This is a genomic window from Pseudoalteromonas sp. SR45-1, assembly GCF_014163655.1.
Lineage (GTDB): Bacteria > Pseudomonadota > Gammaproteobacteria > Enterobacterales > Alteromonadaceae > Pseudoalteromonas > Pseudoalteromonas distincta.
Genome location: NZ_JACJDR010000008.1, coordinates 119,976 through 143,991 on the forward strand (window position 1 = coordinate 119,976; position 24,016 = coordinate 143,991).

Consider the following 24,016-nt stretch of genomic DNA (forward strand, 5'->3'; position numbering starts at 1 on the left):
TTCTACCATAAGCTTGGCAATAATTAATCGCCTATAAGTAAGGATTTTTCATTGATCAAGGATTAATATTGCTTCGTATTATGCGATACTGAGTAAATAATTTTGGTAACAAACGAGATAGCATGGAAAACATTGAAGTCCGAGGCGCCCGAACGCACAATTTAAAAGACATCAGCCTAACCATCCCACGTGATAAATTAATAGTTATTACGGGTCTATCTGGTTCGGGGAAGTCATCACTTGCATTTGATACGCTTTATGCAGAAGGACAACGCCGATATGTTGAATCACTCTCTGCGTACGCAAGACAATTTTTATCGCTCATGGAAAAGCCTGATGTGGATCACATCGAAGGCCTCTCTCCTGCCATTTCTATTGAGCAAAAGTCAACGTCTCATAACCCGCGTTCAACCGTAGGTACTATTACCGAAATTTACGATTATTTACGACTTATGTTTGCCCGCGTCGGCGAACCACGATGTCCTACACATGATTTACCACTTGCTGCGCAAACCGTTAGCCAAATGGTAGATACTGTTTTGGCTCTACCTGAGGGCAGTAAATTAATGCTGCTTGCGCCAATAGTAAAAGAGCGTAAAGGTGAGCATGTTAAGTTATTAGAACAGCTATCTAGCCAAGGTTACATTCGCGCCCGTATAGACGGTGAAGTATGTGACTTGTCTGATCCACCAACGCTTGAGCTTCATAAAAAACATACAATAGAAGTTGTTGTAGACAGATTTAAAGTAAAAAATGGCTTACAACAACGCTTAGCAGAATCGTTCGAAACTGCACTTGAAATGTCTAATGGTGTTGCACATGTAGCATACATGGACGATAGCAGCGCTGAAGAGATTCTATTTTCAGCAAATTTTGCCTGCCCTACTTGTGGCTATGCAATGACTGAACTTGAGCCGCGTTTGTTTTCGTTTAATAACCCAGCTGGTGCTTGTCAAACCTGTGATGGCTTAGGTATACGCCAATATTTTGATCCTAATCGCGTAGTGCATAACCCAGAGTTAAGCCTTGCTGGCGGTGCAATTAAAGGCTGGGATAAACGCAGCTTTTATTACTATCAAATGCTGCAAGCGGTTGCAGATCATTACAATTTTGATTTAGACGTGCCTTATCAAGATTTAGACAGCGACTCGAAAAAAATTATTTTAGATGGCTCTGGTAGCACTAAGATTGCGTTTAATTACCGTAACGACCGTGGCGATTTAATTACGCGTAACCATGAGTTTGAAGGCGTTTTAAACAACATGAATCGCCGCTACCGCGAGACCGAGTCAAACTCTGTACGCGAAGAACTTGCTAAATACCAAACAAGCCAAGCGTGTCCTAGCTGTCATGGCTCGCGCTTACGCGAAGAATCTCGAAATGTATTTATTGGACAAACCAACTTACCTGCAATCACATGCATGAGTATTGGTGAAGCCATGGAATTTTTTGAAGGTTTAGAGTTAACCGGACAAAAAGGCCAAATAGCTGAAAAAATATTAAAAGAAATTCGCGACCGCTTATCGTTTTTAATTAACGTTGGCCTAAATTATTTATCACTTGAACGTAGCGCCGATACATTATCAGGTGGTGAGGCTCAACGTATCCGCTTAGCCAGTCAAATTGGTGCCGGTCTTGTAGGTGTAATGTACGTACTAGATGAGCCATCTATTGGATTACATCAACGCGATAACGACCGTTTATTACAAACATTGGTCCATTTGCGCGACTTAGGTAACACCGTTATTGTGGTAGAGCACGATGAAGATGCTATTCGTGCTGCAGATCATATTATTGATATTGGCCCAGGTGCGGGTGTTCATGGTGGGCATATTATTGCTCAAGGTACGCGCGACGATATTTTAGCAAGCAAAGAGTCTGTTACGGGCCAATTTTTATCAGGCGTACGTAAAATAGAAATACCAAAAGAGCGTCACCCAACGAACGACAAATGGCTAGAGCTATTTGGCGCAACGGGTAATAACCTTAAAAATGTGGATTTAAAAATCCCATTTGGTTTAATGACCTGTGTGACAGGTGTATCGGGCTCAGGTAAATCAACGCTAATAAACGATACTTTATTTAAACTTGCTCATACAGAGCTAAATGGCGCAACCACTGCCGAAGCGGCACCGTATAAATCAATTAGCGGTTTAGATCATTTTGATAAAGTGATCGATATTGATCAAAGCCCAATTGGTCGTACTCCTCGTTCAAATCCGGCAACCTACACAGGTATATTTACCGGTATTCGTGAGTTATTTGCAGGCACACAAGAAGCGCGCTCACGTGGCTACAAAGTAGGTCGCTTTAGCTTTAACGTTAAAGGCGGACGCTGTGAAGCGTGCCAAGGTGACGGCTTAATTAAAGTTGAAATGCACTTTTTACCTGATGTGTATGTACCGTGTGATGTATGTAAGAGCAAACGCTATAACCGCGAAACGCTCGAAGTCCAATACAAAGGTAAAAACATACACCAAGTACTTGAGATGACTGTTGAAGACGCGCATGAGTATTTTGACAAAATACCGGCTATTGCCCGCAAGCTTAAAACCTTAATGGACGTTGGTTTATCGTATGTCCGCTTAGGTCAAGCCGCTACCACGCTTTCAGGTGGTGAGGCGCAACGTGTAAAACTAGCACGCGAGCTATCAAAGCGTGATACTGGTAAAACACTCTACATATTAGATGAGCCTACAACAGGCTTACACTTTGCTGATATTGAACAGCTGCTTGTTGTATTACATCGCCTGCGCGATCACGGTAACACCATTGTGGTTATTGAGCACAACCTCGATGTTATTAAAACAGCAGATTGGGTTATTGATTTAGGACCTGAAGGCGGAGCTGGCGGCGGTGAAATACTCATTGCAGGTACACCAGAAGAAGTGGCCGAATGTGAGCGTTCACATACTGGGCATTACTTAAAACCTCTATTAAATAAATAGAGGTTCAGTTGTGACAAATTAATCGGCTTTGAGGTTATTTAACTGTCGAGATTACACTTAATTAAAAATGGCGAGAAGATTCACTTCTCGCTATTTTTTGGCTCTAATTTTTCTTTTATCAACATAACAATCGAAAATGTTATTAAAGAAAAGCAACACACTGCTGCAAATTTAACCTTGAAAGATCAACAGACCCTAGTTATTCCAACTTATCTGTATTATTTGCATGTCTTTATATTTTGATTCTGTAAAGAAAATTTGATTGTTATCACTAATAAAAAATGCGATGGGTTTAAAATCCACGTGCACATCTTTGACTGTTTTATCTTCTAAATTAAGCCGAGCAACTCTTGAAATCGTATCAGAGTAGTAAAGGTAATTACCATTAATAGCAAAAAGTTGTGCTTGTCGCGCGTCTTTGGGTAATTCCCAACTCTGTTTATTTGATAGTTTAATTAACTGATTATTAGTAATTGCATAATTAGTACCGTCAGCGCCTGAAATTAATTTGTTGGCTTTAATATCCTCTAATATAGTTGTGTCTCGCGTTAATAAATTAAACTGAGCAAATAGGTTTTCTGAACCACTTCGCTCTAAATAAATTATACTTTCATTATCTTTAGACCATACATAGTTTAGTATTTTTCGCCCTTTAAACTCAGCTATGGTATAGAGTTTGTTCGACATAATGTCAAAAAATGCAATATCGCTATTAACTCTTAATAAAACACGATCTTGCTTCCTCGATACTCTTAGCCCGCCAATAGCAAAGGTAGATTTCCCTTCATAAGTAAAGTTACTAAGTTGCTTTGTAAGTCCATTTTGAGATAACCACAACTGACTGCTGCCAGAGCGCTCGGATACAAAAATATGCGCTAGCCCTTTCTCATTAATGACTTCTACAATATGGTAGTCGTCTTCATCACTTTTGTAGAGTGCTTCATACTCAGGAACATCGTTAAAAAGACTAGTCGCTTTAATTAACGAAAAGGTTTGTGTTTTATTTGCTGAGTAAAAGAGGCTATTAGCAGATTGAACTGCAATATAATAAGGTGAAATTGCTGGGGTAACCGTTAGTGTGCGTTTAATAATATTATTTTCATCAAACACAATGGTTGAAAGGTCAGAGTCTTCAAAAACAATCACGCCTTTATCGTCTGCAAGCCAGTCAAACGCGAAGCTAATTATGCTTTTCTTTGCTTTAAATAATCGCTTGGTTTCATGGGTCTCAAAGTTATAGCTAAATACAGAAAAAGGCTTACCCTTTTGACTAAGTATATATGCTATTTTATTACCTGAAGAAGATAAGCGCGGCATTATTACGCCATACATTACACCTGGTGGTGGAATAACAATGGACTCTTTTTGTAACTCTAAATCAAATTTATATAAACCTGAGCCATCTTGCTCATTTTTATATTCAGTGTAATAAATATATTCACTATTTTCGTCTACTTGTGCGTAGCCGGTGTATCTAAGGTCACACTTTTTAATTAATGTAGCCTCACCAACAATAGGAAACTGGCTTAAATCAACCAGTACCATTTCGCACTGCTGTTGTTTTAAGTTTGTAGCTTGTATAAGCACTGCGTGCTGATTTAACTGCCACGATAAAATAGATACTTGAAAGCCAGGATAGGTAATTTCAACCTCCCTTTGATCAGATAGTCGCTTTACAAATGCATGCATTACGTCATTTTCAGGTTCAACATTTGTATAAGCTAAATATTGTTTATCTGAGGACATCTCAGGGTGAACCTCACTGCCTATATTCCATGTGCTTGCTACCTTATTAACCGTGATCTGTTTAATCTTTTCGCTAGAAGGTGCATTAATAAAAAACAACCCAAACCATACTAAAGAGCACAGGCAAATAATGACGAGTAAAGAATAAATCAAAAAATTTTTACTATTCTTTTTTTGAACTGGTTGAGAAGTAGTTGCAGTAGCTATCTCTTCATTTTTGGCAGAAATACCTGGTGAGTCAGGCAAAATGTTTACAGGCTCTTTCAAAACGTTTGCTTGCGTTAAACGCTCAGGTATTACTGTTAGGCTATATCCTTTACGGTAATGCGTTTTTAAAAGCGGCGCTTTTTCAATTGGGTGGGCAAGCTGCTTTCTTAACTCTGAGATTGCACGGTTAATCGCATTATCATCAACAAAGCTCTGTTGCCACACACTCTCAATAAGCTCTTGGCGGGAAACAATTTGTTGAGGCTTGTCTATAAAGTGAAGTAATAGCTTTACTAAAAGTGGATCTAATTCCCTTTCTAAATGGTTTGAAGTAATCACACAGCGATTACTAATAAATTGCCAAGGTCCGATTTGATAATTCATAGTTTTTACGTATTTTTATTTTTATAAACCGTATCACATCTACACTTTCTTTTATAGAAAAAGCATTTTAAACCTTATATTAGCATTATAAGGTTTAAGGCTAACCCTCTAAATTAAAACAATTATTTAATTTAAAAACCTTATCTATTAATTGCTCATAACTAGATAAGCGACTCTCAATAAATTCAGCGATATTCTTTAAACCGTCATCAACAAGCAGCTTAGTAAAAAATCATTTGTGATTCTAAATTGGCTGCAATTAAAAATATAAAAGGTTTAATTATGAATAGCACAATGAAAAAAGTACTACCGGCTTTACTACTAGCAACTGCTTTTAATACAACTTCAGTTATTGCAGCTGACGCTAAACAACACACCGTTCAAAGTAATTTTAATCAATGCATAATTGGTGAAAGCGTAGAGGCGATTAACCCAGTTAATAAAAAGCAGCAAGAAACAAACAACATAGACGCCACTGAGTCTTTAAAAAGTAATGTTGATACACAAACGTTACTTTCTTCGATAGATGAAAAAATATCAGCTGAGCTTGACTCTTCAATGAGCAAAATAAACTCGCAAATTGATAAAAACCTTTCAAAGTTAACATCCTCAATCACTGCATATTTCAGCACTGTGTTATCGAACTAAAAACAATAAAATTAAAAGTTACATAAAGGAATTATCATGAAAAAATTCACAAAAAAATTAGTATCTGCCAGCGTATTACTTAGCTGTAGTCTTTTAGCAAATACAGCACAGGCCCAAAGCTCTGTATGGCAAGTAAGCAATGGTAATGACTCACTATTTATTGGCGGTACAGTTCACATACTACCTAAAGCTGAAATGCCACTACCCGCTGAGTTTAACCATGCTTATGAACAAGCGGATACAATTATTTTAGAAGCACCGATAACTGACCCAGCCGACACTAATGCGCAAATGCAAATGTTAGGCGCACTATCGTATACAAATAACGAAACGTTAAGTCAAAAACTAGAACCCGAGATTAAGGCATCACTTGAAAATAAGCTTAACGAGTTTGGCGCTAATCTCGCTAAGTTAGATGGCTTTCGCCCTGCTATGGTTGGTATTGTTTTAATGTCGATGGAGCTTCAAAAGCAAAATTTAATGGGTGAAGGTGTTGATGCTTATTTTACTAAAAAAGCGACTGAAGATAACAAAACAAAAAATTACTTAGAAACAATGGAATTTCAGTTAGAGCTTTTTAAAAAAATGGGTCAAGGCAACGAAAACGACTTCATTAAACATAACTTAGCCGAGCTGCACAACTATGGCGATATGTTTAAAGGACTTTTAGCTGCCTGGCGCAAAGGTGATACAGACACACTGAATAAAGTGGCACTTGAAGATATGCAGAAAAATGATCCGAATAGTTATAAACAACTCATTACAGATAGAAATAATGATTGGTTACCAAAAGTAGAAGCCATGTTTAACAACGATAAAAATGAGTTTGTACTTGTTGGAGTTGCCCATCTTGCAGGACAAGATAGTTTACTTACCTTACTTGAAAATAAGGGCTATAAAGTTTCTCTAGTTGATATTGATAGCACGGCAGATATAACAGTAAGAGGGGCTGAATAATGGATAAAACAGACAAACTAGCTATATCGCTACTGTTTCTATTTGGGTCCATCATGTTGATATGTGCTATATAAAAAATGCCGCTAACAAGCGGCATTTTTTATTTTAATAAACTTACCCGCGAGGAATAAAACCAAGCGCATCGTATACCGATTTCAATGTTTTCTCAGCACGTACACTTGCTTTTTCAGCACCTGACTTCATTATGCCATCAAGTAGGTTTTGCTCTTCTCTGATCTCTTTAAAGCGTGCTTGAATTGGCTCAATCATATTTACAACTGCATCTGCTGTATCTTTCTTTAAATGGCCATACATTTTATCTTCATACTCAGGAACTAGGTCTTCAATTGAGCGCTTAGTTGCAACACTCAATAAAGTAAGCAAGTTTGATACGCCAGGCTTTTCTGTGCGATCAAAATATATACGTGCTTGTTCATCTGAATCAGTTACTGCTTTTTTAAGCTTTTTCACAATTTGCTTAGGCTCATCTAATAACATGATGTAACCATTTGGGTTTTCGTCAGACTTAGACATTTTTTTAAGTGGATCTTGCAAGCTCATTACGCGTGCACCAAACTCAGGGATGTACGGCTCTGGTAATTTAAATACGTCGCCATATAAATTATTAAAGCGTGTGGCTATATCGCGAGTCAGCTCTAAGTGTTGCTTTTGATCATCCCCTACTGGTACTTGATCAGCTTGGTATAATAAAATATCCGCAGCTTGCAATACTGGATATGAAAATAAGCCCACGTTTACGTTATTTGCATGCTTAGATGACTTGTCTTTAAACTGAGTCATTCGATTAAGCTCACCCATTTGCGCGTAACAATTTAATACCCACGCTAATTGTGCATGCTCAGGTACTTGCGATTGTACAAATAACGCAGATTTTTCAGGATCAATGCCACATGCCGCGTAAAGAGCAATACCATCTAACACTCGAGAGCGCAGTAATTCAGGCTCTTGGCGAACCGTAATAGCGTGTAAGTCTACTAACATAAAGAAACTTTCGTGGTCTTCCTGTAACTTTAGCCACTGGTTAATAGCGCCAACATAGTTGCCTATTGTCATACCACCGGTTGGCTGAATGCCGCTTAAAACTACTGGTTTACTCATGATTTTCCTTTATTTTGCTTAATGAATAATATTTAACGCTGCGTTAGAACAGGTATTATATCTAAGAAGTTATCGCATAGGTACTGCGGATTATAATCCTCAAGATTTTCACCTTGGTTATAGCCATAACTAAGTGCAATTACGTCTATATTAGCGGCTTTAGCTGCAAGTATATCGCTTTTAGAATCACCTATCATTATTGCTTTATTAGGCTCCGCATTTAGTTTTTTGCAGGCAAATAGCAATGGTTCTGGCGATGGTTTTTTTGCCATGTCGTCACCGCATACAACCACATCAAAATGACTCGTTAGTGCCAATTTTTCGAGTAGTTTCTCTGTAAAAATTCGAGACTTATTAGTGATCAATGCTTTAGGCATACCGCGAAGTGCTGCAAGCCCTGTTTCTACATGTTGGTACAAAACACTATACTCACCAACTTGCTGTTCATAATACTTATAGAACTGTAATATTGCTTTGCCACTAAGTGACTCATCTAGATTTTCACTCACTTGCATATCGCCACTCAAAGCGCGTTTAACAAGGACTTCAACCCCATTACCAATCCAACTTTCAACCAAGCGTTGAGTAACAATAGGAAAAGCAAAATCGCTCAAGGTTAAATTAATAGCGATATACAAGTCGTAAACGCTATCAACCAAAGTACCATCTAAATCAAATAAGGCGACATCGTACTTCATTACTTAACACTTCCAAGCTGCTCACGCATTTGATCAATCACCACTTTGTAATCAGGTTGATTAAAAATAGCTGAGCCTGCAACAAACATATCAGCACCCGCTCGAGCCGCTGCTGCAATATTATCGACCTTAATACCACCATCAACCTCTAAGCGAATATCTCGGCCTGATTCAATAATACGCTGTTTGGCTTGGCGTAATTTTTCAAGCGTATGAGGGATAAAGCTTTGCCCGCCAAACCCAGGATTTACCGACATTAGTAAAATGGTATCTAGCTTATCAATAACATGATCTAAATAACTTAGGCTTGTTGCTGGGTTAAACACTAAGCCTGCTTTACAGCCGTGATCTTTAATTAACTGTATTGTACGATCGACGTGCTCACTGGCTTCAGGATGAAAAGTAATAATAGAAGCACCAGCCTCAGCAAATAAAGGTATTATGCTATCTACAGGCTTAACCATTAAATGTACGTCGATAGGTGCTGTAATACCGTAATCTCTTAGTGCTTTACACACCATAGGACCAATTGTGAGATTAGGTACATAGTGATTATCCATTACATCAAAGTGAACCACATCAGCACCCGCTTCGAGAACTTTATCAACATCTTCGCCTAGCTTTGCAAAATCAGCAGACAAAATAGAAGGGGCTATTAAATATTTTTGCTCTGGGTTAAACATGATTAACTCCATCAATAAATAGTGTATTGCGTTAATGTAACTTAATTGAAGATGTTACCCAAGTAATATGGCGTAATAGCCCCCATTTTAGGTAACTTTAAGTTTGATATTTAACCAGTATTTGCTATGATTAAAAAAGTAACAAATTATTGGATTTCATCATGCGTGCTTTTAAAATTGGGATATTAATTGCGTCGGCATTACTGCTTATCGGGGCGTTTAGCTTTGGTTCAAGCTCTGAGCAAGAATTAAGCTCAGTGAGTAATTGTCATAATACACAAGTGGTAAGTGCTCAAAACACTTTAACTGCGTGTATTAAAGCTGAAGAAGAGTCATCATGGTTTTCGTGGTTAACTGGCGATAGCCGTAGTGCTCAGTTTCATTACCTTGATTTACTGGAACTACTTACTAGTTCTGAAGATTCTAAAAACACTCCTTCTTTAAAACCTTTATTTTAAATAATGCTACAATTTTTTAGCGCGTTGCAAAGTGTGCTAGCTGCATTTTTTGGTGTTCAGTCTGAAAATAAACGCCAAGTCGATTTTAAACAACATTCCCCTTTATCCATCATTTTAATTGCGATTGTACTATTTGTTGCTTTTGTTATCGCAATTTACGCAGTGGTTGCTTGGGTGCTAAATACATAGCCATCAACTCGTCAACTTTATTTCTAGAGCCACCTTTGGGGCTAATAGTGCGCTTTACTTGAATTTGTTCAAGCGATGCTTGGCTATAAATTTTACGCGTCCACACGGTATCGTGGTTTGAAATAAGCACAGGTGTGTTATTTTCAAATGCGGCTTGTTCTGCCAAATTAGCTAAGTTAGCCTGATCATCTAAATTAAACCCCCCTTTTGCGTAAGACGTAAAAGAAGCCGTTTTACTTAATGGTACATAAGGTGGGTCGCAATAAATAACAGCATTGTTAGGCACTAACTTAAAAACGTCATCGTAATCTAAACAAGTGAACGTTGCTTTTTGTGCTTTTTCAGCAAAAAAATACATTTCTTTTTCAGGAAAGTAAGGCTTTTTATACTTACCAAAAGGCACATTAAAAATGCCTTTTAAATTATACCTACACAGTCCGTTGTAACCATGGCGGTTCATGTATAAAAACAAGATTGAACGTTCGTATACATCACGGCTTTGATTAAACTGCACACGATATTCGTAATACGCATCTGCGTGATTATTCAAATCAACAAATAGCTTTTTAGCGTCACTAATAAGCTCATCTGGAGAGCTTTTAAGCTCTTTATATAAGTTAATTAAGTCTGCATTGATATCATTGAGGATATAGTGCTTAAAGTCACTATTTAAAAACACAGAGCCTGCACCAACAAAAGGTTCAACCAAAGTATCAGCATGCTTGCTAGCTTGGTTTAATCGCGCATTAATGTTTTCAACTAGGCTGTATTTTCCGCCGGCCCATTTAAGGAAGGCTCTACTTTTTTGCTGCATTGGCTCTTTACTTCAATCTGGTGTTGCGCGATTTTACACTAAAGCAGTGTGTTTTACTGATCAACGACTGCTATTTCTTGCTTTATTTTACTAATTTTTTTATAGAAAGGTTTATTTTTTCTAACCCCAGGGGGTAAAGTATCCATTGCTGATTTTGCCTCGTTTATACTCTCAAAGCTGCCAAATGTAACAACCCACCATATTTGATTATTTCGCTTCGTTTGGTAAGAATGTGCTTGCTGCTGTAGATTGAATTGAGCAATGAAATTATCGCGAACTTCCTGCTGAGTTACCGCTAATAATTGAATAACACTATTTGTATCTGCTTGCTGCATGTACCAAATATTATCTTGGCTGATCTGAGTTTGCTCTGCTGTATTTACTTTCTCTACTTTTAGAGCTTTAGATACAACTTCACCTGCTTCACTGCTTTTGTTTTTAACGCTATTATCAATAGCATTGTCTAATACCTTGACGGTATTTGCAGGTTCGGTAAGACTTTGCATGATAGCAGGCACATCATTAATGTGTACGCTCTCTGGCTCAATATCTGGCTCAACTACTTCAGGGTCATTTAAAGTAACTACTGACTCATTTTGCTTTATAACCGGCTCACTTACTTGCTCTACAGATATTGCTGTATTTAGGACTTGCGCTTCTTCCTGCTGATAATATTGTTGCCACCACTGCGTCATATCAGACTTATAAAGCAGACCAATAATTAAAAGCATAATTAACAACATCAAAATCAATAAGTGCAATCGCCAAGATACTTTATCTTTAACGATAATATCGGCTATGTGCTCACTAGGTTGCCAAGCAAGCAATAAACTGGGGTTACCATGAGCCTCGGCTAAAAAAGTACTAAAAACAGGGTCTTCATCATAAGGTAAATCAGTAAAGTACCACTGCAATAACATCTTGCTTTCTCGAAGCGTCAGTGGCTCCAAGTAAATTTCGACAGCGTCATTTAAAGCAATTTTAGACTGTGATGCAATTATGATATACAACGTATTAGGGCTATTTTTAGAAAGCAGCTCAAGCTCAATTAGTATCTCTTCAGATAATTGCCTACCGCCATCAAGCACCCATAAACAAGGTCCGCACTGCTGTTGCTCAAGCAGCTGGTAATAGTTTTCAGGTAAACTTAAATTATGATCAACTAAAGGGGAATTAAAGCTTTGCTCTAATAAATCGCTCATTAGCTGAGCGTCAGTCATTTGTGCACTTACTTGCACAAACGCTTTATTAAAGTCATTGTATTTATCTGTAATGAAGGTTTCGAGCATATAACTTTTACCTAGCCCCGATGTGCCAAGTAAAACTATTAAATTTTGTCCGTACTCAAATTGCAGTGCGATTCTATCCACCAAAGCCGCACGGCTTGGTAAAATTTGTGACTGCATTTACTGCTCGATTAAGTCTCTAACTTGGTCATCAGAGACATCATCAACTAATGCACACTGGCCAAATTGGGTAGGTAGAATAAAGCGTATAGTGCCTCTTTTATTCTTTTTGTCTTTACGCATATGCGTTAGGAACTGCTCGCTAGTCATTTGCTTTGGAATTTCTGTTGGTAAATTATATAGTTCAAGCAGCTTAATAATTCGATCAACTTCACTTGCGCTTAAATCTTGGCGTGTCTTGGCAAGTTTAGCTGCTAATACCATGCCTGTTGCAACAGCTTCGCCATGTAACCAAACGCCGTAGCCCATTTCTGCCTCAATTGCATGGGCAAATGTATGACCTAAGTTTAATAAAGCACGTAAACCATGCTCTTTTTCATCTTGCGCAACTATAAGCGCTTTTATTTCACAACATCTAAAAATAATATGCTGTAAGCACGTTTCATCTAGTTGCTGCAAATTAGCTACGTTTCGCTCTAAGTATACAAATAATTCGGTATCGTAAATCAGACCATACTTAATTACTTCAGCCATACCTGCTGCAAACTCTCTTGCTGGTAGGGTGTGTAATGTTTGTGTATCAATAAAAACCGCTTGAGGCTGATAAAATGCCCCTATCATATTTTTACCTAAAGGATGATTTACTGCCGTTTTACCACCTACCGATGAATCAACCTGTGAAAGCACTGTCGTTGGTATTTGAATAAACGGTACGCCGCGCTGATAACACGCTGCTACAAAACCAGTTAGATCACCTATAACACCGCCACCTAACGCGATTAAACACGTATCTCGGCCACAGTTATTTTGTAGTAAAAATGCTGATATTTTTTCAAACCATTCAAGTGATTTATATTGTTCACCGTCAGGAATAATAAAAGATAGCGGATTTTGATCTGCTAATGAGTCAAGTAACGCTTGTAAATATAAAGGCGCTATTGTGTCATTAGTAATGATGATAGGCCGACAATCACCAATGTGGTGAACCAGGCGGCCATTATCTTGAAGTGCAGATTGCCCAATATAAATAGGATAACTTCGCTCGTCCAAATTAACTGTTAATTTAAGCATGCTTAGTTATTTCCTTATTATTGGTTTTTAAAAATCTAATTTCTCGATGATTTGGTTAGCAACAACTTTAGCGCTTTGCTCATCGGTACGTACAACAAAATCGGCAACTTCTTTGTATAGGGGCTCGCGTTCTTCTGCTAAGCGCTCTAGTACGTTACGAGGTGCTTCTTCAGTTTGCAGTAATGGGCGACGCTTGTCGCGTTGCGTGCGTGCAACTTGCTTTTCTATAGGTGTCTCTAGGTATACAACTATACCTCGAGCCGAAAGCTTGTTTCGAACTTCTTTGCTCATTACTGAACCACCACCGGTAGCAAGTACAATACCTTGCATCTCGGTTAAATCGCCAATAACAGACTCTTCTCGAAGTCTAAAGCCTTCTTCACCTTCAAGATCGAATACCCATGCAATATCTGCACCTGTGCGGCGTTCGATTTCTTGATCAGAATCAACAAATTCAAGGTGTAATTGGTCAGCGATGTGACGACCAATCGTGCTTTTGCCAGCCCCCATGGGGCCAACTAGAAATATATTACGTTTCTCAGCCATATCTTTTAGTACAAACAAACTCTAAAATTTGAAATAAAACCCCGCCTAACGACCTGGCCCCAAAATTAAGGAGGGGATTATCTCAGTAATTGCAGGGGTATTTCAAGTCAATTAGAATAAAAAGCCATATAACGAGCAATTAATCTAAATAATCACCCGTTGGTTAACATAAAACCACTGTATTTTAATCAATTTGTATTTTCGGTGTCACGAAAATAAGTAATTCACGCTTTTCATTAAACTCACTTGTGGTTTTAAATAGTCTTCCTACGTAAGGAATGTCACCTAAAATTGGCACTTTACTCGTAGTATTAATGATTTGCTGTTGGAAAATACCACCGAGTACTACGGTTTGGCCATTCTCGACTAACACTTGTGTTTGAATTTCTTGAGTATCAATAGACACCGCTTCACCAGTACCTGTTTGTACAGTATCACCACGTGTATCTTGAGTAATAATTAAATCTAGAATTACTTTATTATCAGGTGTGATATGAGGTGTAACTTCTAAGCTCAGTACCGCTTTTTTAAAGCTTACGGTAGTAGCACCGCTTGAAGCTGACTCAGTATAAGGAATTTCAGTACCTTGCTCTATTCGGGCTTTTTGCTGATTAGCCGCTATTATACGTGGACTAGCAATAATCTCGCCTTTATTCTCTTCCTCAAGCGCACTTAGCTCTAAATCAATCAGCGTGCCGTTAGCCAGTTTTGCTATGTGTAAGCCAATGCTAGCCGCAGGGTTAGTGATAGGTAAATTTACATTTAATCGGTCTGAAATACTTGGTGCATCTGAAGTAGATGTCGCATTATAAATACCTTCTGCGCCTTCAAGAGAGCCTGAAATACCAACACTACTGCCTTGGTCACTAAAGCCCCAACGTACGCCTAAGTCTTCAGTAACGTTATCGCGCACAGTTACCATTCGAGATTCTATTACAACCTGCTGCACTGGAATATCAAGCGTTTCAATCATGCGGCGAATGTTTTCTATACTCTTAACAGTATCTTTTACTAACAAAGTATTTGTACGTTGATCAACAGATACACTACCACGGGCAGTTATAATACTGTTTGTATCTGTTTTTAATAGATCAGCAAAATTTTCGGCTTTAGCATAGTTTAATCGGATGTATTCACTATATAGAGGCTCTAAGTCTTCAACTTGCTGCTTAGCTTTTAAATCTTTGGCTTCACGTGCTGCAAGTTCTTCTGCAGGCGCTACCATTAATATAGAGCCATCCATGCGCTTATCTAGCCCTTTAATACGTAGTACTACGTCAAGCGCTTGATCCCACGGTACACCATCTAGGCGCAGCGTTATATTGCCCGTTACTGAATCACTGGTTACTAAGTTAAAGTCGTTGTAACCCGCGATAATTTGCAGTGCTGCACGCACAGAGATATCTTGAAAATTTAAGGTCATAGGGCGACCTTGATACTCAACACCACCATCTAAGTACGCATTTTGCGTTTCATCTTTTTCTACTGTCAACGTTAAAATATTATCTATTTGCTGATACGTAAACGTGAACTGAGCATTAGGTTCGATAACAACACGACTTAAACCATCTTCTTTAAAAGTCTCGATATTACTTACAACAGTTCCAAAATCTAATACATCTAATTCATAAAGTAGATCGTCTAAAATATCGGTGTGATGAAAGTCAGCGTAAATTTTCCCGCCACTTTCATGGACTTCAATTGCAGCTTGAGTGTCTTGTAAAAATACAAGTACTTTTGCTTCACCCTTCTCACCACGTCTAAAATCAATTGACTGGATACGGTTAATGTAATTTCCACTTTCATCACCTGAGTCCATCACTACATCTTCATTTTCAGGTTCTGTAAGAGGGTTATCAGAGACACGTATCGATACTAAATTGTTATGAACTTCAGTCTCATAAATTTTTAATCTATCTAAGTTTACCGTTACCTTTAAACCACTGTTAGTTAAAACATTAGTAACACTGCTAATTCCAGCTTGATTAACTTCAACATCATTTAAACCAACTTCTAACTCTGCAGAATCAAAAAACATTTCGATTCGGGCTGGGCTATTAAACACTTGAACTTTTGGTTCAAAGGTTAACTCTTCATCAAAAACAAGCTGTAATTCAGTTTCGCCTTTAAGTAATGGATTATAACGAACATCATAAAGCAATGGCCCAGCTATGGCTGAGTTTACAGTGACTAAAGCAACAGCAGCCAGTAATGTCCGTGAAATACGATGAAGCCAAAGTACATCCTTATGCATCCTATTTTTACCTTTTTTATTATTAATTTGCGCCATCTGTTGCCGCCTCTAACATTTCTAATTTCGTCAGGCGCTCTTTCCAACAGCCAGACCCATCAGGGATTAATTCCACTAATTCTATATAGTCGTTGCTTACTCTTTTTACTTTGCCATCATAACTTCCAAGATAATTCCCTACCGTTACGCGGTGCAAAGTGTCATCTGTTGCTGTAATTAATGCCCATATTTGTCCACTAGAGCCAATTGTGCCTTTCATTGCTAAATTATCTAGCGGGTATTTCTCTAACGGTTCGCGGCGACGCTCTTGATCTGGGTGCAAACAGTTTTTTACCTGCGTTAGTTTATTTTGAATAATCTCAGGCTGAGGCGCTACAAACGGGCTACGTAGCTGACCAGCACTGTACTCAAATATTTCAAACTTTGTCAGTTCAGGAATCGTCTCAACCTTTGGTGTGGTGCTTGCTTTTACCTGATCAATAAATTCTTTTTGCTCAGAAGTGTCATCATTACAACCAGCTAAAACAAATGCTATAGCTAAAGGTACTACGCGAAGGAGTTTCATTTTTTAACCCCTTCTTCATAACGATATGTTTTTGCAACAACACTGAATGTTAACTGTTTATCGCCCGATGATAAAATAGAAAAGTCATGTAAGCTTACAATTCGGGGTAACTGGGCCACTTTACCTACAAACTCACCAAACTCATGGTAGCTACCTATTACTTCGATTTTAATAGGCAGCTCGGTATAAAATTCTTTTTCAACTTCTGGCAGCCAACCTATTTTTAAAAAAGTCAGACCACTCGTTGTCCCAACATATGATAAATCATCAAGTAAACCAGGAGTTTCATTCGAAGTGGGTAGACGCTTTAATAGCTGAGAAAACTTATCTTCCATTTCAATCATTTGTTGACGATATATTTCAAGCTTGCTCGCTACTGCATACTTAGTTCGATAAGTTGTTCGTAGTTCAACTTCTTTTGCCACGGCACTATGGTAGCTGTCAATTTCATCAGAAACTAATAGGCTATAACTAAAAAACAATACAAGGCCCGCAACAAATGTGCAGCAAATTGCTTTAACAGCAATTGGCCAATCACCAATGTTATCAAGCTCTATTTCATTCCAATCAATTTCACTCAGTGCTTTAAAATCAAGGTTCATCGCTAACCTCACCAATTTTATCAAATGGTTTTACATAAAATTCCATATTAAAATCACTAAGTAAACGCGAAGATTGATCGCCTGCAACAATGCCCTGCATTGAAGGATTCTCTAGTAAATATGAGCTTTGTACTTGGCGGAGCATTGTTGATAGACGATTATTAGATTCACTACGTCCTAAAACATGTATTTGGCTGCCTTTGCGCTCCAGTTTTGTTAAATAAACACCACCTGGCACTATTTTGGCAACTTCATCCATTATTTGCGTACCCAAGTTACGGCTGCTTTGCAATTCTTCAATGAGCCTCATACGCTGTTGTAAATTTTCCTTTCTTTTATCTAAGCTTCGTATTTCACTTATTTTTTTATCTAGCATGCTAATTTCTGAGCTTAAATAATTATTCTTTAAGTTTTGACCGTCTTTTAAGGCACTATAAAAAGAGCTTAATAAATACATACTTGCAAAACAAAGTATAACGACACCAACAAGTATAGTTACAAATTTCTTTTTCGATTCTTCGCGTTGTGATTCACGCCAAGGCAGTAGATTTATATGTGGCATGTTGAAAAACTCCTTAATGCCAACCCTGTTGCAATTGCAAACTGCGTTTTGTGACGCTGCATTATATTACGGTCTACCTTTGGGGAAATTTCCATATTTACAAAAGGCTCTGCAACAACTGAGTGGATACCGAGTTCTTCAATAAGCAATCGGTCGATACCTTTTATCATCGATGTACCGCCCGTTAATACAATATAATCTATTTGCTCTTTACCGCTGGTTGTTAAAAACATTTGCACAGCTCTGCGAACTTGTTGAAGTAACGAAGTTTGAAAAGGGGCTAATACTTCAAAGGTATAGTTTGGCGGTAAATCACCTGATGTTTTGCCTATTTCGGCTTCATCAAAGCCTTTATTATAATAAGCAACAATACTATTTGTATATTGATCGCCACCAAAAACTTGGTCACGGGTATAAATGGTTTCCCCAGCTTGCACAACACTCACAAGCATTAAAACTGCGCCAATATCGACCACAGCCACACACTTATTAAATGCATCGCTAGGTAATTGTTGATAGTAAACGTCCATAGCACGGCTCAATGCGTAGCTTTCTACATCTACTATTTTGGCCTCTAAATTTGCGGCTTCTAAAGCGCCCACCCGTGCTTCAACACTCTCAGTACGAGCAGCCGAAAGCAAAACATTCATTTTGCTAGGATCGGCCTCATTCGTCGAAAGCTTCTCAAAATCGAGGCTCACTTCATCAAGTGGGTAAGGGATTAAACTATCAGCTTCAATTTCAATTTGCGATTCAAGTTCAGCATCTGTTAACGATACATCCATGAAGATCACTTTTGTAATAACTGTTTGGCCAGAAACAGCCACTGCAGCAGATTTTAACGACTTCGGTAATTTTTTTCTTAATTTTGTAATAACGTTACCAATCGCTTCAATATCTTGGATTGTGCGCTCACTCATCGCACCTTTTGGCATCGGCTCAATTGCAAGTGCTTCTAGTCGAAATCCAGTTTCAATTTCACGTAAAAGCACCGCTTTGATAGAGTGCGATCCAATATCAATTCCTACCATCATCGGGGACGGTTTTTGAAATAGTTGACTTAGCATGTTTCAACTTGGCCTTTGTTTTAATAATAAACAAGTTATAATTTTTATCTGAAAAAATATTATTCATTTTTTAATCAATATATACTAGCAGTCAAAACTCGCAATTGGGAGTCCATTTAGGGAAATATAAGTGATTTTATTAAAACGAACTTTACAATTTTTTATCATTTGTGTGTTAATTGGTCTGATCACTTTGGTCAGTCTTTATTACTACGTTAAACCTGATATCCCCAGTGTGCAAGTTTTAAAAGACGTGCAATTACAAACTCCTATGCAAGTATTCACAAAAGATGGGCTTTTAATCAATCAATTTGGTGAAAAGCGTCGTATTCCAGTGACTATTGATGAAATTCCTCAAACACTCATTAATGCATTTTTAGCGACAGAAGATAATCGATTTTACGATCATATAGGCATAGATCCTATAGGTATTGTGCGTTCGGCTATTGTTCTTATATCTACCGGCGAGAAAAAACAAGGCGCAAGTACTATTACTATGCAGCTTGCTCGTAATTTCTTTTTAACTCGCGAAAAAGCATATATTCGTAAAGTTAAAGAAATATTTATAGCGCTACATATTGAAGGTGTATTAACAAAAGACGAAATTTTAGAGCTTTACCTTAATAAAATAGAATTAGGTAATCGCGCTTTTGGTATTGGTGCTGCAGCACAAGTTTATTACGGTAAGGAGTTAAAAGATTTAACACTTGCACAAATGGCGATGATTGCAGGTTTACCGAAGGCCCCTTCAGCTTTAAACCCAATTCGTAACCCAACGCGTGCAAAAGCACGCCGAAATGTTGTTTTAGGGCGTTTATTAACTGAAAATTATATTACTCAAGAAGAATATAACGAAGCAACGAGCCAACCTATCACCGCTTATTTTCATGGTGCTGAAATAAATTTATACGCCCCGTATATTTCTGAAATGGTGCGCGCTGAAATGGTCTCGCGTTATGGAATAGATAAAGCTTACAACTCAGGTTTTAAAATTTTCACCTCGGTAGAGTCTAAAGTTCAAAAAGCAGCGCAAAACGCACTTGTAAATAACTTACATAATTACGATATGCGCCATGGTTTTAGAGGACCAACAGATGTTTTATGGGACCCTGAAACACAACCTGCTTTAACTGAGCAACAAATACTCAATAAATTACAAAGCGTAAATGAGTTGGGTACTTTGAAAGCAGCAGCCGTGCTTAGTGTTAATGATAAAACAGCGTCGGTATTACTTAAAAGTGGCGAGCGCACAACTCTTACTTGGGATAACTTAAAATGGGCGCGTAAATATATTACTCGTTACCGCCAAAGTTTTGCTCCAAAAGCAGCTACAGATATTTTAACGCCAGGAATGCAAATATGGGTGCGTAAAAATGAAGATGACAGCTACTTACTAAGCCAAATACCAGAAGCATCAAGTGCTATTGTGTCACTCGACCCACAAGATGGAAGAATTAAAGCTATTGTAGGTGGTTACAGCTTTGAACAAAGTCAATATAACCGAGCGGTACAAGCAAAGCGTCAAGTAGGTTCTAATATAAAACCTTTTATATATTCAGCAGCACTTGAAAAAGGTTACACGCTTGCGTCTATATTAAACGATGCTCCTATAAACCAATGGGATAAAAGCCAAGGCGTAGCATGGCGTCCTAAAAACAGCCCTGCTGTATATAATGGTCCGATAAGAATTCGCCGTGCCTTAGCACAGTCTAAAAACGTTATTTCGGTGCGCTTACTACGCGGCGTTGGATTACAACGTACAGCTGATCATTTATTAAAGTTTGGCTTTAAAGATTCAGACATTAATCGCAGTGAATCACTAGCACTGGGTAGTGCTTCCATTACTCCACTTGAACTTGCCCGTGGCATGAGTGCATTTGCCAATGGTGGCCACTTAATTGAACCTTACTTTATTTCAGAAATTCAAGATGCTTACGGTAATGTATTGTTCAAAGCAAACCCTGCCCTTGCCTGTGACGAAGAGTCTTTACCAACACATAATGAATTCTCACTTCATAATAGTAGTGATGAAGTGGAGCCAACAAAAAAATGTGCACCGAGAATTATTTCTAAGCAGAATGCTTTTTTAATTGCTGATGCAATGCACAGTGGTATTTGGGGCGGCGGTAGTTGGGCCCATAAAACGGGTTGGAGTGGTACAGGTTGGCGCGCACAAGCTTTAGAACGTCGTGATCTTTCGGGTAAAACAGGCACAACTAACGATTCTGTAGACACCTGGTTTAGTGGTTTTAACAGTAAAGTAATGACTTCTGTGTGGGTGGGCTTTGATAACCCAGGTAACGCTCTTGGTCGTTCTACGTACAATAACAACTTAGATAGCAGCCAAATATCTGGTGCTGAATCGGGGGCTAAAACAGCGCAGCCTGCATGGATTGAATTTATGAAAGCCGCACTTGAGGGAACACCTGAAGCGCCAATTGAGCCACCTGAGGGGCTTGTTTCGATTCGTATTGATTTAGCCACTGGTTTGCTAAGCCACAAAAATGACTACACCAGCCGCTTTGAATACTTCGAAAAAGGCACTGCACCGACAAAGTATGTGCTATCTCAGCCAAACGATATATTTGAAGAAGACACAAAAACCGAAGAAGAGCTATTTTAATAATATCTCTGTAATACAAAAACGGCAGCTTATTTAAGCTGCCGTTTTAATTTAAATAATCGCTTATTTTAAGTTTTGAACAAGCCAATATAAGTCAGAGTGTACACCCGCAGCGGTTACTTCTTTCCCAGCCCCAGGCCCCTGAATCACAAGCGCGTTATCACTATACCATTTGCTATTAATTACAAAAATATTATCGCCAGGTGTAAGGTTTGCTAACGCATTCCCATTGGGCACATACGTAACTCCTACTTTAGCGATAACTTCAGTTTTTGTTATATCTAATAGGCCTGTGTATCTCAGTACTGAGTTATTAGCTTTTGCTGTATCAGCATGCTCTTCAATGAACGCATCTAGCTGGGCTTTATTGTTTAGAAAGTCTTCCCAGCTTCCTAGCACAAGATCGCCGGGCATTAATGCCGATAAGCTAATATCATCAAGCTCAAGCTCTATACCTAACTCTCGGGCTAAAATAAGTAACTTACGCTGCATATCTCGTCCAGATAAATCCTCGCGAGGGTCAGGCTCTGTGAACCCCATTTTCTGAGCTTCTAATACCAACTCAGAAAAAGCAGTGGTACCATCATACTTACTACATAACCACGAAAGCGTACCCGAGAACACGCCTTCAATACGCGTAATTTTATCACCACTATTTTGCAAATCAGCCAAAGCAAAATTGATAGGTAAGCCTGCGCCTACACTTGTATTATATCGCCAATGTAAATTACGTTCGCCAAGGTTACTACGAAGTGCTTTATACCAAGAAGTCGGTGCTGTACCTGCATATTTGTTAGCACTAATTAAATGACAATCTCTGTCTACAAAATCTGTATATAAAAAGCTAAACTGCTCACTTGCAGTAATATCAATTAACACTTTATGTTCGTAGTCAAGCTCGCTTATCGCATTAAGTAAATCCGCAGTTTCATAGCTATTCGCCTCATGCTGCCATTGAGTTTTCCATTGCGATATATTTATGCCACTTGCATTAAATAACATATGTTTAGAGCGAACCAGCGCTACCAATTTAATACTAAAGTCGCCTGATAAACGCTCAAATTGTGCCGATAACTGCTCAATAAAAGCATCGCCTACATTGCCAAGGCCCGCAACTATAACGGCTATTTCTTGGCCTTTATTGATTAGCTTATCGTGTAAGACGCTTTGTATATCGCTATCTATAAATTGGTCTGTTAGTAATAAAACATAACCATTATCTTGATGCACAAAACGCGGTTTTATAGTCTGCTCAGCTAATACCTCTAAAGCTTGCAGTTTTAGTACGCTAACGTCTTGCTCAGGGGCAACAATTGCACAGCCATTTAAATTTGACTCACTAATATTAGCTCTACCAGCAAAGTAATTAATAACTTGATATGTTTGTGCAGCCGGTACTACTAAATACACTTCACCATTATGGTTAAAATGATGAAGGCTATGCTGAATAAGCTGACTAACGCTTGCGACCTCACCTTCACTTAATCCTTCAACCATTAACAAATCAACATTTTGCAGCGTGGTTATAAAGCGCTTTTTCTTTGCTGAACCTTCTTTTACTATATCTGTTGGGCTTGCTTGCACATCAAAACTACTACGAACAGCTAGCTTAATATCGCTGTTTTTAAGTGGCGATAGTGTTTTTGCATGTAATACAGGGTTACCCAAACGAGCTAATAAATTAGCTTGTCCGCGACAAATTTTGCCGTACTTAATCGCCTTTTTTACCTTTCGAGGATCAGTGCTAAACACACCCTGTGTATCGGTCCAAATACATACCTGCTTAGCATCACAGTAATTTGCAAGTAGTGTTGCACTATAATCGCTACCGTTGCGTCCAAGTGTTACGGTCTCACCTTTCGTATCGGCGGCAATAAACCCAGTAACAATATTTATCTTATTAGGTAAAATTGACTGTCGACATTGCTGCGCATTTTGCGCATGCATTAATTCACCATCGTTTAAGGTAAAAAGACTACGGGCATCTTGAGCACACGCCTCAATATTTAGCTGCTGTAAATAAGTAGCGAGTAAACGTGCTGACCACAGTTCCCCATGCGCAAGTAACGCAGCCTCTTTTAGCTGCTCAGCTTGAGCAAGTTCTGCAATATTACTAAGCTCGGTATTTAGTGTTCTAAGTGCGCAGCGCTTTAAATCAGCTTGTAATAACTGCTCAATTAAATCGCTTTGATGGTTATTTAACTGCAGTAAAATATCAGCGACAGCTTGCGTGTCTTGCAGTTGATAACTTTGCCACAACGACACAAGTGTATCTGTAGTTTTACCTGCAGCAGATACCACAACACAGTCGCCCGGCTGAGTATGCCCAATAATTATTTTAGCTACGCTTTGATAGCGCTCACTAGAGCTTAAGCTTGAACCACCAAATTTATGTACACAATTGACCATATTTATACCAATTCGCTTAATTAAGTTGTCTATTTTGAGGTAAGAAAACCGTATCGATAACAA

At 38.4% G+C, this 24,016-nt stretch carries 20 protein-coding genes; 6 read left to right on the top strand and 14 right to left on the bottom strand.

What is annotated here, in order from left to right; translation table 11 throughout:
- The first annotated feature begins 122 nt into the window (after positions 1 to 122).
- Positions 123 to 2,948, top strand: coding sequence for an excinuclease ABC subunit UvrA (gene uvrA, locus H5089_RS10090; protein ID WP_182712144.1), 2,826 nt, complete (start codon positions 123 to 125; stop codon positions 2,946 to 2,948).
- Positions 2,949 to 3,143: 195 nt separating this feature from the next.
- Here uvrA and H5089_RS10095 read toward each other — a convergent pair whose 3' ends face one another.
- A complete protein-coding gene (locus H5089_RS10095; RefSeq protein ID WP_182712145.1) occupies positions 3,144 to 5,285 on the bottom strand; it encodes a winged helix-turn-helix domain-containing protein in 2,142 nt (713 codons plus the stop codon).
- 282 nt (positions 5,286 to 5,567) lie between these two features.
- Between H5089_RS10095 and H5089_RS10100 the strand changes: the two genes are divergently transcribed.
- On the top strand, positions 5,568 to 5,933 hold the full coding sequence (locus H5089_RS10100; RefSeq protein ID WP_182692805.1) for a hypothetical protein: 366 nt from the start codon (positions 5,568 to 5,570) through the stop codon (positions 5,931 to 5,933).
- Between the two features lie 36 nt (positions 5,934 to 5,969).
- Positions 5,970 to 6,890 (top strand): TraB/GumN family protein, encoded by a 921-nt coding sequence (locus H5089_RS10105; protein ID WP_182712146.1) that lies wholly within the window; start codon positions 5,970 to 5,972, stop codon positions 6,888 to 6,890.
- Positions 6,891 to 7,004: 114 nt separating this feature from the next.
- Here H5089_RS10105 and trpS read toward each other — a convergent pair whose 3' ends face one another.
- From trpS to rpe, 3 genes are read right to left on the bottom strand one after another with little or no spacing between them, the layout of a single operon-like run.
- Positions 7,005 to 8,009: a tryptophan--tRNA ligase gene (trpS, locus tag H5089_RS10110; RefSeq protein WP_182712147.1), complete on the bottom strand. Its 1,005-nt coding sequence runs from the start codon at positions 8,007 to 8,009 to the stop codon at positions 7,005 to 7,007.
- Positions 8,010 to 8,041: 32 nt separating this feature from the next.
- Positions 8,042 to 8,707 carry a phosphoglycolate phosphatase gene (locus H5089_RS10115; protein WP_182712148.1) on the bottom strand — a complete coding sequence of 222 codons (666 nt, stop codon included), beginning with the start codon at positions 8,705 to 8,707 and terminating at the stop codon, positions 8,042 to 8,044.
- The gene (gene rpe, locus H5089_RS10120; protein WP_002958386.1) at positions 8,707 to 9,390 is read right to left on the bottom strand and encodes a ribulose-phosphate 3-epimerase; all 684 of its coding nucleotides are present in this window, start codon (positions 9,388 to 9,390) and stop codon (positions 8,707 to 8,709) included. The genes H5089_RS10115 and rpe overlap by 1 nt, the downstream gene beginning before the upstream one ends.
- 161 nt (positions 9,391 to 9,551) lie before the next feature.
- Between rpe and H5089_RS10125 the strand changes: the two genes are divergently transcribed.
- Positions 9,552 to 9,848, top strand: coding sequence for a hypothetical protein (locus H5089_RS10125; protein WP_024596024.1), 297 nt, complete (start codon positions 9,552 to 9,554; stop codon positions 9,846 to 9,848).
- A 3-nt stretch (positions 9,849 to 9,851) separates the two neighbouring features.
- Complete coding sequence (locus tag H5089_RS10130; protein WP_002958384.1) at positions 9,852 to 10,037, top strand: DUF2970 domain-containing protein; 186 nt, start codon at positions 9,852 to 9,854, stop codon at positions 10,035 to 10,037.
- On the opposite strand, the gene H5089_RS10135 is transcribed toward H5089_RS10130, so the two are convergent.
- The 9 genes from H5089_RS10135 to H5089_RS10175 all read right to left on the bottom strand — a co-directional run bounded on the left by H5089_RS10135 (position 9,994) and on the right by H5089_RS10175 (position 18,921).
- Positions 9,994 to 10,851, bottom strand: coding sequence for a Dam family site-specific DNA-(adenine-N6)-methyltransferase (locus H5089_RS10135; protein ID WP_002958383.1), 858 nt, complete (start codon positions 10,849 to 10,851; stop codon positions 9,994 to 9,996). The two genes, H5089_RS10130 and H5089_RS10135, sit on opposite strands and share 44 nt — an antisense overlap.
- Before the next feature lie 53 nt (positions 10,852 to 10,904).
- Complete coding sequence (locus tag H5089_RS10140; RefSeq protein ID WP_182712149.1) at positions 10,905 to 12,257, bottom strand: SPOR domain-containing protein; 1,353 nt, start codon at positions 12,255 to 12,257, stop codon at positions 10,905 to 10,907.
- Complete coding sequence (aroB, locus tag H5089_RS10145) at positions 12,258 to 13,328, bottom strand: 3-dehydroquinate synthase (RefSeq protein WP_182696189.1); 1,071 nt, start codon at positions 13,326 to 13,328, stop codon at positions 12,258 to 12,260.
- Between the two features lie 27 nt (positions 13,329 to 13,355).
- Entirely contained in the window at positions 13,356 to 13,874 is a 519-nt protein-coding gene (aroK, locus tag H5089_RS10150; protein WP_004589350.1) for a shikimate kinase AroK, read from the bottom strand.
- A gap of 184 nt (positions 13,875 to 14,058) precedes the next feature.
- Positions 14,059 to 16,164: a type IV pilus secretin PilQ gene (locus H5089_RS10155; RefSeq protein WP_024596027.1), complete on the bottom strand. Its 2,106-nt coding sequence runs from the start codon at positions 16,162 to 16,164 to the stop codon at positions 14,059 to 14,061.
- The gene (locus H5089_RS10160) at positions 16,151 to 16,690 is read right to left on the bottom strand and encodes a pilus assembly protein PilP (RefSeq protein ID WP_002958378.1); all 540 of its coding nucleotides are present in this window, start codon (positions 16,688 to 16,690) and stop codon (positions 16,151 to 16,153) included. The genes H5089_RS10155 and H5089_RS10160 overlap by 14 nt, the downstream gene beginning before the upstream one ends.
- Positions 16,687 to 17,292 (bottom strand): type 4a pilus biogenesis protein PilO, encoded by a 606-nt coding sequence (locus H5089_RS10165; RefSeq protein WP_024596028.1) that lies wholly within the window; start codon positions 17,290 to 17,292, stop codon positions 16,687 to 16,689. The genes H5089_RS10160 and H5089_RS10165 overlap by 4 nt, the downstream gene beginning before the upstream one ends.
- Positions 17,282 to 17,854 carry a PilN domain-containing protein gene (locus tag H5089_RS10170; protein WP_002958376.1) on the bottom strand — a complete coding sequence of 191 codons (573 nt, stop codon included), beginning with the start codon at positions 17,852 to 17,854 and terminating at the stop codon, positions 17,282 to 17,284. Before H5089_RS10170 ends, H5089_RS10165 begins: the two co-directional genes overlap by 11 nt.
- Positions 17,842 to 18,921, bottom strand: coding sequence for a pilus assembly protein PilM (locus H5089_RS10175; protein WP_024596029.1), 1,080 nt, complete (start codon positions 18,919 to 18,921; stop codon positions 17,842 to 17,844). The genes H5089_RS10170 and H5089_RS10175 overlap by 13 nt, the downstream gene beginning before the upstream one ends.
- Before the next feature lie 130 nt (positions 18,922 to 19,051).
- Between H5089_RS10175 and H5089_RS10180 the strand changes: the two genes are divergently transcribed.
- Positions 19,052 to 21,544, top strand: a complete 2,493-nt coding sequence (locus tag H5089_RS10180) for a penicillin-binding protein 1A (protein ID WP_182712150.1) — start codon at positions 19,052 to 19,054, stop codon at positions 21,542 to 21,544.
- A 63-nt stretch (positions 21,545 to 21,607) separates the two neighbouring features.
- Here the strand turns inward: H5089_RS10180 and metL are convergent, their stop codons facing one another.
- Positions 21,608 to 23,953 (bottom strand): bifunctional aspartate kinase/homoserine dehydrogenase II, encoded by a 2,346-nt coding sequence (metL, locus tag H5089_RS10185; RefSeq protein WP_182712151.1) that lies wholly within the window; start codon positions 23,951 to 23,953, stop codon positions 21,608 to 21,610.
- Between the last annotated feature and the right edge of the window lie 63 nt (positions 23,954 to 24,016).